Here is an 11,550-nt window from a genome sequence, read left to right as displayed (position 1 = left end):
CCCGTTGAACCGCGTCACGGAGTCAACGCCGCGCTTCGCTCACGCGACATACATCGCGACGCTGACGAACTGGCACAGGCTGCCGGCCAGCACGAAAAGGTGCCAGATGCCGTGCCCGTGGCGGATGCGTTCGTCGTTGATGAAGAAGTAGATCCCCGCGCTGTAGATGACGCCGCCGGCGACGAGCCACGCGGTGCCCACCGGCGGCAATGCGTGGATCAGCGGGCGCACCGCGACGAGCGCCAGCCAGCCCATCAGCACGTACAGGATCATCGACAGCAGGCGCGTGCGCCGCCCGAGCGTCAGTTCCTGCACGATGCCGAGCACGGCCAGCCCCCAGCTCACACCGAACAGCGACCAGCCCCACGGGCCGCGCAGCGTGACCAGCGTAAACGGCGTGTAGCTGCCGGCGATCAGCAGGTAGATCGCCGAATGGTCGCATTTCTGCAGGATCGCTTTCAGGCGCGGATTGCGCACGCTGTGATACAGCGTCGAGATCGCATAGAGCAGGATCAGCATCGCGCCGTACACGCTGAAGCTCACCACCTTGTACGGATCGCCTTCGAGCGCGCCCATCGTCACGAGCGCCACGAGGCCTGCCACCGACAGCACCGCGCCGACGAGATGGGAAATGCTGTTGAAACGCTCACCGACATGCACGACGTGTTCTCCTGCGGGTCCATCGGGAAAAATGAACCCTTATGATACCGGCGGCCGGAATGTGCCGTGCTGCGCGCCGGCAAACGGCGCGACGATGCGCGCCGCCCGCCCCCAAAGAAAAAGCGCCGCGAAATCCATCGCGGCGCTTCCTTATCGATCACCGAACCGTTTCACCGGCCCGGTTCAGCAACACTTCCCGGCTCCCGATCCGTACCGCGCATTCTGACGTTCGCGGAAAAATTCCTCGTACGTCATCGGCTCGCGGTCCGGATGGGTCGCGCGCATGTGCGCGACGTAGGTGTCGTAGTCGGGCAGGCCGACCATCAGCCGCAACGCCTGCCCGAGGTAACGCCCCGCGTTGCGCAGGTCGCCGCCAAGATCGCTGAACATCGCGGCCTCCCCTTAACGTCCGCTGCCGAGCGCCTGCGCGGCCGGCATCGCTTCGTACGGCGTCTCGCGCACGGTCGGCTTCGACTCGCGGCGCGCGCGCAGCACGGCGATCACGCCGTACACCGCGATACTCACGACGACGAAGATGAACAGCCCGGCCAGCGCCGCATCGATGTAGTCGTTGAAGATGATCCGCTTCATCTGCGCGATCGACTTCGCCGGCGCAAGCACCTTGCCTTCGTCCACCGCGGCCTGCAGCTTCGCGGCGTGCGCGAGGAAGCTGACCTTCGGGTTCGCGTCGAAAATCTTCTGCCAGCCGGCCGTCAGCGTGCAGATCAGCAGCCACGCCGTCGGCACCATCGTCACCCATGCATAACGCTCGCGCTTCATCTTGAACAGCACGACGGTGCCGAGCACCAGCGCGATCGCGGCGAGCATCTGGTTCGAGATGCCGAACAACGGCCACAGCGTGTTGATGCCGCCGAGCGGATCGACCACGCCCTGATACAGGAAGTAGCCCCACGCGGCCACGCACAGCGCGGTGGCGACCAGGTTCGCGGGCAGCGACTCGGTGCGCTTGAGCGCCGGGTGGAACGTGCCGAGCAGGTCCTGCAGCATGAAGCGGCCTGCGCGCGTGCCGGCGTCGACCGCCGTCAGGATGAACAGCGCCTCGAACAGGATCGCGAAGTGATACCAGAACGCCATCATCGCTTCGCCGCCGATCACCTGGTGCAGGATGTGCGCCATGCCGACGGCCAGCGTCGGCGCGCCGCCCGCGCGCGCGATGATCGTCGTTTCGCCGACGGCCTTCGCGGTTTGCGTCAGCATGTCCGGCGTCAGCACGAAGCCCCATTGCGTGACGGTGTTCGCGACGGCTTCCGGCGTCGAGCCGAGCACGGCGGCCGGCGCGTTCATCGCGAAGTAGATGCCCGGCTCGATCACGCACGCGGCGACCAGCGCCATGATCGCGACGAACGACTCCATCAGCATCGCGCCGTAACCGATGAAGCGCGCGTTGGTTTCGTTGTCGATCAGCTTCGGCGTCGTACCCGACGAGATCAGCGCGTGGAAGCCCGACACCGCGCCGCACGCGATCGTGATGAACAGGAACGGGAACAGGTTGCCGGCCCACACCGGGCCCGTGCCGTCGACGAACTTCGTCAGCGCGGGCATCTTCAGTTCCGGCGCGACGACCAGGATGCCGATCGCGAGACCGAGGATCGTGCCGATCTTCAGGAACGTCGACAGGTAGTCGCGCGGCGCGAGCAGCAGCCACACCGGCAGCACCGACGCGACGAAACCGTAGCCGATCAGGATCCACGTGAGTTGCGTGCCGCTGAACGTGAACCACGCGGCGAGCGTCGGCGACGCGGCCACGTTCTGGCCGAACGCGATCGCCGCCATCAGCCCGAAGAAGCCGATGACCGACACTTCGCCGATGCGGCCCGGACGGATGTAGCGCGTATAGACGCCCATGAACAGCGCGATCGGAATCGTCGCGGCGACGGTGAACGTGCCCCACGGCGAATTGGTCAGCGCCTTCACGACGATCAGCGCGAGCACCGCGAGGATGATCACCATGATCAGGAACGCGCCGAACAGCGCGATCACGCCGGGCACCGTGCCGAGCTCCATCTTGACGAGGTCGCCGAGCGAGCGGCCGTCGCGGCGCGTCGAGATGAACAGCACGATGAAGTCCTGCACCGCACCGGCGAACACGACGCCGGCCAGGATCCACAGCATGCCGGGCGTGTAGCCCATCTGCGCGGCGAGCACGGGCCCGACGAGCGGCCCCGCGCCGGCGATCGCGGCAAAGTGATGGCCGAACAGCACGTACTTGTTGGTCGGCACGTAGTCGAGGCCGTCGTTGTACTTGACCGCCGGCGTCATCCGCAGCCCGTCGAGCTGCATCACCTTGCTGGCGATGAAACGGCTGTAGAAGCGATACGCGATCAGATATACGCAGACTGCGGCGATCACGATCCAGAGGGCACTGACGCGCTCGCCGTGCGCGAGTGCGATCGTTCCGAACGAGAACGCGCCGAGCAGCGCGACTGCGATCCAGAGCAAGGTGCTGGAAGCCCGATTCATGGCGTCTCCTGGTCTCCAATGTGTTTTAGATGGCATGCGGCGAAGTGGCCGCACACGCGTGACGTCGATGCGTCGCGCCGCGGCCTCGCTAAGGCCGGGGCGATGGGCCGTAGTATTCCGTGCGACGGGGGCGGCTTACAAGCGGATAACTACGTACGCGGGGCTACGTAGAATTACGTAGCCCCGTCATTTGCGACCAATGTGCTGATCGTCGAATCGACGCGTATTCACAAACATGATTCGCTTCGGATAGATCGCGATGTCGTGGTTATACACATGGGCAGGGAACGCACCGAGCGCGTAATCGCGCGGCATGTCCGGCGCTATCGCATCGAAGTCGAGCACCGGCAGGTCCTCTCGTCCGTAAACGTGTGCCTCAACACCGAACTTCTCGAACGACGCGTCTGCGTCGCCACGATATATCGCGGCTATCCTCGGGCATTCGAGCAGGCATCTGATCGGAATGGTCTGCGGCTTTTCATGCATTCGCTCGAATGAACGCTCTCCGCGCGTCGCCAGCGCGTGCTGGACCACCGACAGCGGCGTGACCGATATTCCGAGCAGTTTGTACCGAAGCGGATTCGGGCATTGCCAGTAATCCTGGTAATCCGGATACATGGCGTGGTTGTAAAACGCATACAGCGGAATGGCACCGTTTCCCGTTGCGTAGTCTCTGAGCACGTCGTGCTGAAGCGCGGGCGCCACCGCGGCGGACACAAGATTCCCGGATACATCGAATTCCGCCGGCTTTCCGGGGATGACGTGACGAAGCGTGTCGTATCGAAGCTCGTGGAGATTCAGCTTCTTGGCCTGGACCGCATATCTGAGCCAACCGTCATTATCATTGCCGATCCACCACTCCCAATCGGTGCCTTTATCCGATTCGAGGTTTTTGGGCGTCTTGATCATCGACAGACCGGGATGTTTGAGCCGCGCGAGATCCAGGAGAAGATTGTCCGTAATGGTTTCTTCACCTTGTGAAATGTTCAGCGCGAGCGAATCGGCCAGCCGGTCCCATACGCCCTCGGAGAGATCTTCGAAGTGTCTTGATAGCATGAGGTCTTGTTTTTCAATTATTGAATTGTTGTCCGCGCCGCACGGTTTTCCACGAACCGGCCCAATCATTTCCGCTCGCTTTCAAATCGACGAGAGGCGCCCCGCCAGCCCCGCAATCCGATCGGATCAATATCGATGGCGTTTTATCGTATCTCGTTATCGGAAAAAAGCAATGAATCGAGCGCGCTGTTTTCAGACACGCCGATCTTGCGTAGGCGCGGTTACGTCGTTCGTATGGAACGGAAAAGAAACGCCCCGGCTTGGCGGCCCGGCGAAATGAGAAACGGCCGGCAACAGATGTGCCGGCCGTTTCGCATGAATCGATATCGCAACGTGCACAACCGCCCCCGCGGTTGGCCCGTGTCCGCGCTATGCGGACCTACGACTGCCGTTCCGACACCTCGACGGTCGCTGCCCGACCGTCGCGCGCGTCCTGCCCTGCCCCCCGCTTCTCCCAGAACGTCGCGTTCGCGATCCCGAGCGCGGCCGGATCGAACGACGGCTCGCGCCCCGCGCGCTTCTGCGCCTCGTAGTCGCGCAGCGCCTTGAGCGCCGGCTTCTGCAGCAGCAGGATCGCGACGATGTTCAGCCACGCCATCAACCCGACGCCGATGTCGCCGAGCGCCCACACGACGCTTGCGCTCTTGACGGCGCCGTACAGCGTCGCGAGCAGGATCACCGCGCGCAGCACGAAGGTGCCGGCGGCGCTGCTGCGCGCGCGGCTCAGGTACGCGACGTTGGTCTCCGCGATGTAGTAGTACGCGAGGATGGTCGTGAACGCGAAGAAGAACAGCGCCATCGCGACGAATGCCGCGCCGAAGCCGGGCAGCACCGATTCGACGGCCATCTGCGTATAACCGGGGCCCGCCTCGATGCCGGCCGCGCCCGAGAACAGCGCGCGGCCGTTCGGTGCGACCACGTTGTAGGCGCCCGTGATGAGGATCATGAAGCCCGTCGCCGAACACACGAACAGCGTATCGACGTAGACGGAGAACGCCTGCACGAGCCCCTGCTGCGCCGGGTGTTTCACTTCGGCGGCCGCCGACGCGTGCGGGCCCGTGCCCTGCCCCGCCTCGTTCGAATAGACGCCGCGCTTCACGCCCCACTGGATCGCCATCCCGAGCACCGCGCCAAAGCCGGCCTGGAAGCCGAACGCACTCTCGAACACCAGCGCGACGACGCCCGGCAGCCGTTCGATGTCGAGCGCGATCACGACGCACGCGATCAGGATGTAGCCGAGCGCCATGAACGGCACGACGATTTCCGCGACGCGCGCGATCCGCTTCACGCCGCCGAAGATGATGAGGCCGAGCAGCAGCACGAGCACCGCGCCGGTGACGGGCTTCGCGATGCCGAACGAATTCTCGATCGCGGACGAGATCCCGTTCGCCTGCACACCGGGCAGCAGCAGCCCGCACGCGAGCACGGTGGCGATCGCGAACGCCACCGCGTACCAGCGGATGCCGAGCCCCTTCTCGATGTAATACGCGGGGCCGCCGCGATACTGGCCTTCGCGCCGCACCTTGTAGATCTGTGACAGCGTCGATTCGACAAACGCGGTGCTCGCGCCCAGGAACGCGACCAGCCACATCCAGAACATCGCGCCGGGACCGCCGAACGTGATGGCCGTCGCGACACCCGCGATGTTGCCCGTGCCGACGCGCCCCGACAGCGACAGCGCGAGCGCCTGGAACGACGACACGCCTTCGGCCGATGCCTTGCTGCCGCGCATCAGGCGCAACATCTCGATGAAGTGGCGAACCTGCGCGAAGCGCGTGCGCAGCGAGAAGTACAGCCCCGCGGCCAGACAGAGAAAGATGAGCGCGGGGCTCCAGATGACACCGTTGATTGAATCGACGAGTTGTTCCATAAGGCGTTTCTGTTGAGAACCGGGTGACGCGTGGCGGGGGTCGGATCCGCTACGCGAACGCACGGGATAGCCGACAGCGGACAGATCCGAAACGAATCTTTCATTTATATTACATGTCTTACGGTTCGCTTCGGAATCGGGGTGAGCCCCAAGCAGCGCGGCATTCCCGAGCCGCGTCGATTGATCGGCTCCGGCAAGCCACGTACAGTGTTCGCCTGCATCGACTCCGGAACCGCCATGCCGATCCGATTTCAGAAGATGAACGCGAATGGCGACGACTTCGTCATCGTCGACCTGCGCGGCCAGGATCAGGAGCAAGCGCTCACAATCGACCGCGACCTCGTCCGACGCATGGGCGACCGGCATAACGGCATCGGCTTCAACCAGCTCGCGGTGCTGTCGGACTGCGACGATGCGGCGGCCCGCGTCGCATTCTGGAACCCGGACGGCTCGACGCTCGATACGTGCGGCAGCGCGACGCGCGGCGTCGCATGGAAGCTGATGCGGGAAACCGGCGCGGCGTCGGTCGTGCTGCGCACGAATCGCGGGCGCCTGCTCTGCTCGCACGATGCGCACGGGCTGATCACGGTCGAGATGGGCGTGCCGCGGGTCGGCTGGCAGGATGTGCCCGTCGCCGAAGCCGTCGACACGCTCGCCCTCCCGCTACCGGGCGCACCGGCCGCGTGCAACATGGGCAATCCGCACTGCACGTTCTTCGTCGACGATCCCGATACGATCGACGTCGAGGCGCTCGGCCCGGCGATCGAAACGCATCCGCTGTTTCCGCTGAAAACCAACGTGCATTTCGTGCGGGTCGTCAGCCGCACGCATATCCGCCTGCGCATCTGGGAGCGCGGCGGCGGCGTGCCGCTCGGTTCGGGATCGTGTTCGTGCGGCGCGGTGGTCAACGGCATCCGGCGCGGACTGCTCGACGCAACGGTGCGGGTCGAATGCGACGGCGGCGACGTCACCGTTCAATGGGACGGCGCAGGCAGCGTGTTCCTGAGCGGGCCGGTCGCGTTCGGGTTCAGCGCGGTGTGGGTAGACGGGGAACGGTCGGAGACCTGATCGCCGGCATGTGCGGCATTCGCGGCATGGGGCGAATCACCACACCGGCAGGCGCGCGATGCGCAGCGGCATCGTCATCGATCGTCGAGGCGAGGCGAGGCGTTCGGCGCCATGATGCGGCGCCGGGCCTCCGACGTTCACGCAAACTCGCGGGGTCATCGACGGCCCGCGGTTCGTCAGACCCGGCGCGGCGCGCCGGGTTGCCATGCATCGGCGATCAGTGCTTGTCGTCGAGCTTCTTCGGCTTCGGCGGCGACGGCACCTTCGCGTACTGGAACGCGGGCGTTGCCTTCAGCGCATCCTTCGTCGCGCCCGGCAGGTAGATGTTGCCGTTGCGCACATCGAGCGACGCGATCGGCACCGCGACGTCATGTGCGGCCACGCCGAGGAAACCGCCGGCCGACACGATCGCCGCCGACACCGAGCCGTCCGGCGCGACGATCAGGTCGCGCACGGTGCCGACCTTCTGGTTCTGGTCGTTGTAGACGGCCTTGCCGAGCACGCTCTTCTTCACGCTCCAGCCTTCGAGCAGCGCCTGCGATTGTTCGACGGTCACGCTGAGCGGCTGTGCGCCGGCGATCTGCGCGTGTGCGCTGACGCTCGATGCGAGGACGGTTGCTGCGATGAGGGTTTTGTAGAAAGGCATGCTGTGATGCACTCCGGTGAATTGTTGTCGGTATCGGCGGCCGGCCTCGCCGCCTCCGTGCATGCGTCGCGCGCCCCGTACCTGGCCCGCGTGCAACGCATCGCACCGGCCATGTTAGCGCCACTCGCGCAACGCTGCATCGAACGAGCTGACGCAGCCCCGTCACGCGTTGCGCGAATACACGCGACGATGCCGCACCGCCTCCGCCAGCACATCCAGCACCGGCTCCGTCTGCGTCCAGCTCAGGCATGCATCGGTGATCGACACGCCGTACTGCAGCGGCACACCCGGCTTCAGGTCCTGGCGCCCGGCCTCGAGATGGCTCTCGACCATCACGCCGACGATCCGGTGCTCGCCCTGCGACAGTTGCCGCGCGAGATCCTGCCCGACGTCGATCTGCCGCTCGTGCGACTTGTTCGAGTTCGCGTGCGAGCAGTCGACCATCACCTGCTCGCGCAACCCGGCCTTGCGCAACACCGCGCAGCACGCCTCGACATGTTCGGCGTCGTAATTCGGGCCGTTCTTGCCGCCGCGCAGGATCACGTGCGCGTCGTCGTTGCCGCGCGTCTCGAAGATCGCGGCCATCCCCATCTTCGTCATCCCCATGAACGCATGGCTCGCGGCCGCGGCGACGATCGCGTCCGATGCGACCTGCACGCCGCCGTCGGTGCCGTTCTTGAAGCCGATCGGGCAGCTCAGGCCCGACGCGAGCTGGCGGTGGCTCTGGCTCTCGGTCGTGCGCGCGCCGATCGCGCCCCACGCGATCAGGTCGGCGATGTACTGCGGGCTCAGCAGGTCGAGGAACTCGGTCGAGGCCGGCAGGCCGAGCGCGTTGATGTCGAGCAGCAGTTGCCGCGCGGCGCGCAGCCCTTCGTTGATGCGGAAGCTGCCGTCGAGGCGCGGATCGTTGATGTAGCCCTTCCAGCCGACCGTCGTGCGCGGCTTCTCGAAGTAGACGCGCATCGTAATCAGCAGGTCGTCCTTCAGCGCATCGGCGGCGGCCTTCAGGCGGCGTGCGTAGTCGAGCGCCTGATCGTGATCGTGGATCGAACACGGGCCGACGACGAGCAGCAGCCGGTCGTCGCGGCCGTGCAGGATGTCGCCGATCGCGCGGCGCGTATCCTCGACGAGCGTCTGCGTGGCGGCCGGCACCGGCAGCTCGTCCAGCAGCAGCGCCGGCGAAATCAACGGTCGCACGGCGCCGATGCGGACGTCGTCGATGCGCGTGGTGTCCTGCGTCGCGTCGGCGCTGCCTACCTCGCGATCGTGGGAAGGATTGTCGAGGTTCTGCATGGTGTTTCTCCGGGGGACGTCTGGAATGATGTGCAGGCTCGATTATGGCACCCGGGAGAGACAGCAGAGGCTTGCGGCGGGGGAAGGCAGGCGGCCACGGTCACGGCAACGCGACCGGCGTCAAAAGGTGGAACGAAAAAGGGCGACCCGCGGAGGATCGCCCGGCCATTCGCCGTGTTGCCCGTCGCGGCTAGTGCAGCGTCTCGGGCGCCAGCGAATTGCTCGGCAGGAGCGCCGTCAGCCAGCAATTGCTCGGCGCGGCCTTGCCGTTGAAGCGGTCGTAAAGCCAGGGCAGCATGCCGGCCACCCACGGCACGATCGCGCCGGCATGTTCAAGCGGATATTCGGTGTACACGACCGGCACGCCGCTCGAGCAGAACTTCTGCGCCAGGGCGCGCACATCGTAGGCCATCATCACGCCGTCGCCCACCTGGCTACTGAAGGTGCCATCCAGCGCGCCGGCCGTGCCCTGGCCGATAAACATCGGGATCGTCGGCGACGCGGCCAGCCCGGCATTCACCTTGTTCGCGTACGTCACATACACCGGAATGCTGTTGATGTCGTTCGCGTATTGCGGCTTGAGCAGCGTTGCCCAGTGCAGCCCCGTGTACTTCGGCAGGATGTAAGCGAGCGACTGATTCTGGATGTCCTTGAACACGGCGACGCCGGTGTCGCTGAGATAGGGCGTCAGGTCGAAGTTGTAGCCGCGCGCCAACCCGGCGAGCGCGGCCGCCGCGACGCCGCCCCACACGATGCTGCCGTCGACATAGCGCAGGTTGTGCGCGGGGTCGACCAGCACGCCGCCTTCCGCCGCGCCGACGAGCTGCTTGTTGATGTCGGGCGCGTAGCTCGGCGCGAGTTGTGCGGCCCAGTTCGTCGCGATCGCGCCGCCGGAATAACCGATCATCGCGACCTTGCTCGACGGATTCAGGCCGGTCGACGGCGTGTTGAGCGCCGCGCGGATCGAATCGAGCGTCGTCATCCCGTATTCGGGGCCGGCAGCGAAGTCCGCCGTCTGCCCTTCCGTATCGGGCACGATGATGTTGTAGCCCAGCAGCAGCAGCGTCGACAGCGGAATCGATTCCGCGCTGTAGAGCAACGTGCCGATGTTGATGACCTTGGTCACGTCGCGGTCGCCGGCGATCACCTGCGACGGCTCGTCGTACGGGTTCAGCGAATCGTAGGCCGACTGGTACGAGATGGCCTGGCCGTTGCTGACCGCGCTCCGGATCACCGACGTCACGTTGACGACCGGCTGGTTCTGCGCGTTGTTGGTGCGATACAGCAACTGCTGCGCGGTGACCGCGGTCGGAATGCCGGCCACGTGATAGGTGACGTTACGCGTCTTGAGCACGGTGCCCGGTGGAATCGATGCCAATGGCGTCGAACCGGTGTACGCATAGAACGGATCGGACACGGTCGGCGCGCCGGCGCTGGCCGGCGGTGCGGCGATGGCCAGCGCGGCGGACAAGGCGGCCGCGACGGTCATGAAACGTTTGGAGGACATGGGTGGGGGCCCCTGGGATAACCTGCTTTCATCGAAGGAAGTTCGGCGGTATTGCAGACCATCGTGATTGCCGCTTCAAAACCGTTTCCAAGCCATTGAATGTCTCCTGTGAATGAATAATCCGGCCTGTCCTGAATATGTCGTTTTAGTAGGACTACAAACCGGATTAATTGAAGCACAACGAGAACGCGTTCGATGGGCGTTTTCCGTTGTTTGAAGGTAAACGCCTAAATCCGCCACCGCGCGATGCGGGCGCCCCGGCCGTTCGGCCGACTGTCCGTGCGCGGCCGAAGTGCCGTACGATCACGGCTGTCCGGTACCGAAGCGGCCCGACGCGCAACGCACCGCCCGCCTGTGACCGATCGTTTCCTGTTCAACCGATACACCACGATGACCGTATCCGAACTGCTCCGTGCCATCCGCCAACCCTATGTCGACCTGCTCGCGAAAGCGGCTGCGCAACCGGCGGTGATCGTCGAACCGGCCTACCGGCGGGACGACGGCACGCTGGCCACCGAAGGGCCGCTCGCGCTGCCGTGCCGGGCCGACACCATCGCGGCCGAAGGCGAAGCAGCCGGCCGGCCCGCGATGGTCGATTCGACCACGCAGCTGGATTTCGCGCCGTTCGCGTTCGACCTCGAAACGGCGGCCGTGTCGATCCAGCCGTTCGTATGGGACTGGGCGTCGATCGAGGCCGACGGTCTCGACGAAAGCGCGGCAGTCGACGCATTCAAGACGTGGTTCCTCGCGTGGTTCGATGTCGACGACGAGAACGCGCCGGCCGAAGACGGGCTGCATGGCATCGTTCACTACCTGTCGGAACCGGTTCGCACGGAACAGGGGTGGCGCGTCAACGCGGATCTCGGCTCCGCGCCCGAGACGGCCGTCGAGGATCTGCTGTTCCGGCTCGTCGATGCGGGCGCCACGCGAATCAGCATCGGTTGAAATGCCACTTCATTGCTCACACAC

Annotated in this window: 10 protein-coding genes; 2 read left to right on the top strand and 8 right to left on the bottom strand. The window is 65.4% G+C overall.

From position 1 onward, the window contains the following. Positions 1-39: 39 nt before the first annotated feature. From trhA to ACN22W_RS30755, 5 genes are all read right to left on the bottom strand, one after another. Complete coding sequence (gene trhA, locus ACN22W_RS30775) at positions 40-660, bottom strand: PAQR family membrane homeostasis protein TrhA (RefSeq protein ID WP_412023574.1); 621 nt, start codon at positions 658-660, stop codon at positions 40-42. Between the two features lie 183 nt (positions 661-843). Continuing rightward, positions 844-1,050, bottom strand: a complete 207-nt coding sequence (locus ACN22W_RS30770) for a YbdD/YjiX family protein (RefSeq protein ID WP_129516026.1) — start codon at positions 1,048-1,050, stop codon at positions 844-846. Positions 1,051-1,062: 12 nt separating this feature from the next. Further along, the gene (locus tag ACN22W_RS30765) at positions 1,063-3,141 is read right to left on the bottom strand and encodes a carbon starvation CstA family protein (RefSeq protein ID WP_129516027.1); all 2,079 of its coding nucleotides are present in this window, start codon (positions 3,139-3,141) and stop codon (positions 1,063-1,065) included. A gap of 186 nt (positions 3,142-3,327) precedes the next feature. Beyond that, complete coding sequence (locus ACN22W_RS30760) at positions 3,328-4,197, bottom strand: DUF6615 family protein (protein ID WP_343491221.1); 870 nt, start codon at positions 4,195-4,197, stop codon at positions 3,328-3,330. A gap of 379 nt (positions 4,198-4,576) precedes the next feature. After that, positions 4,577-6,067 (bottom strand): alanine/glycine:cation symporter family protein, encoded by a 1,491-nt coding sequence (locus ACN22W_RS30755; RefSeq protein ID WP_419688316.1) that lies wholly within the window; start codon positions 6,065-6,067, stop codon positions 4,577-4,579. Positions 6,068-6,304: 237 nt separating this feature from the next. On the opposite strand from ACN22W_RS30755, the gene dapF reads away from it, so the two are divergent. Beyond that, complete coding sequence (dapF, locus tag ACN22W_RS30750; RefSeq protein WP_419688315.1) at positions 6,305-7,135, top strand: diaminopimelate epimerase; 831 nt, start codon at positions 6,305-6,307, stop codon at positions 7,133-7,135. Positions 7,136-7,352: 217 nt separating this feature from the next. On the opposite strand, the gene ACN22W_RS30745 is transcribed toward dapF, so the two are convergent. The 3 genes from ACN22W_RS30745 to ACN22W_RS30735 all read right to left on the bottom strand — a co-directional run bounded on the left by ACN22W_RS30745 (position 7,353) and on the right by ACN22W_RS30735 (position 10,581). Continuing rightward, the gene (locus ACN22W_RS30745; RefSeq protein WP_193099578.1) at positions 7,353-7,781 is read right to left on the bottom strand and encodes a PRC-barrel domain-containing protein; all 429 of its coding nucleotides are present in this window, start codon (positions 7,779-7,781) and stop codon (positions 7,353-7,355) included. 162 nt (positions 7,782-7,943) lie between these two features. Beyond that, positions 7,944-9,074, bottom strand: a complete 1,131-nt coding sequence (locus tag ACN22W_RS30740; RefSeq protein WP_048246135.1) for a 3-deoxy-7-phosphoheptulonate synthase — start codon at positions 9,072-9,074, stop codon at positions 7,944-7,946. Positions 9,075-9,264: 190 nt separating this feature from the next. Beyond that, positions 9,265-10,581 carry a lipase family protein gene (locus ACN22W_RS30735; RefSeq protein ID WP_419688314.1) on the bottom strand — a complete coding sequence of 439 codons (1,317 nt, stop codon included), beginning with the start codon at positions 10,579-10,581 and terminating at the stop codon, positions 9,265-9,267. 390 nt (positions 10,582-10,971) lie between these two features. On the opposite strand from ACN22W_RS30735, the gene ACN22W_RS30730 reads away from it, so the two are divergent. After that, positions 10,972-11,526 (top strand): hypothetical protein, encoded by a 555-nt coding sequence (locus ACN22W_RS30730; protein WP_412023569.1) that lies wholly within the window; start codon positions 10,972-10,974, stop codon positions 11,524-11,526. The last annotated feature ends 24 nt before the right edge of the window (positions 11,527-11,550 follow it).

Origin of the sequence: Burkholderia theae (assembly GCF_048565265.1) — a bacterium.
In the GTDB taxonomy this organism is placed as follows: Bacteria; Pseudomonadota; Gammaproteobacteria; order Burkholderiales; family Burkholderiaceae; genus Burkholderia; species Burkholderia theae.
This window is presented reverse-complemented; position numbering and strand designations above follow the sequence as displayed.

Coding starts and splice junctions, on each gene's coding strand:
- ACN22W_RS30770 (WP_129516026.1), bottom strand. CDS start 1,050: ATGTTCAGCGATCTTGGCGGCGACCTGCGCAACGCGGGGCGTTACCTC.
- ACN22W_RS30765 (WP_129516027.1), bottom strand. CDS start 3,141: ATGAATCGGGCTTCCAGCACCTTGCTCTGGATCGCAGTCGCGCTGCTC.
- ACN22W_RS30760 (WP_343491221.1), bottom strand. CDS start 4,197: ATGCTATCAAGACACTTCGAAGATCTCTCCGAGGGCGTATGGGACCGG.
- ACN22W_RS30755 (WP_419688316.1), bottom strand. CDS start 6,067: ATGGAACAACTCGTCGATTCAATCAACGGTGTCATCTGGAGCCCCGCG.
- dapF (WP_419688315.1), top strand. CDS start 6,305: ATGCCGATCCGATTTCAGAAGATGAACGCGAATGGCGACGACTTCGTC.
- ACN22W_RS30745 (WP_193099578.1), bottom strand. CDS start 7,781: ATGCCTTTCTACAAAACCCTCATCGCAGCAACCGTCCTCGCATCGAGC.
- ACN22W_RS30740 (WP_048246135.1), bottom strand. CDS start 9,074: ATGCAGAACCTCGACAATCCTTCCCACGATCGCGAGGTAGGCAGCGCC.
- ACN22W_RS30735 (WP_419688314.1), bottom strand. CDS start 10,581: ATGTCCTCCAAACGTTTCATGACCGTCGCGGCCGCCTTGTCCGCCGCG.
- ACN22W_RS30730 (WP_412023569.1), top strand. CDS start 10,972: ATGACCGTATCCGAACTGCTCCGTGCCATCCGCCAACCCTATGTCGAC.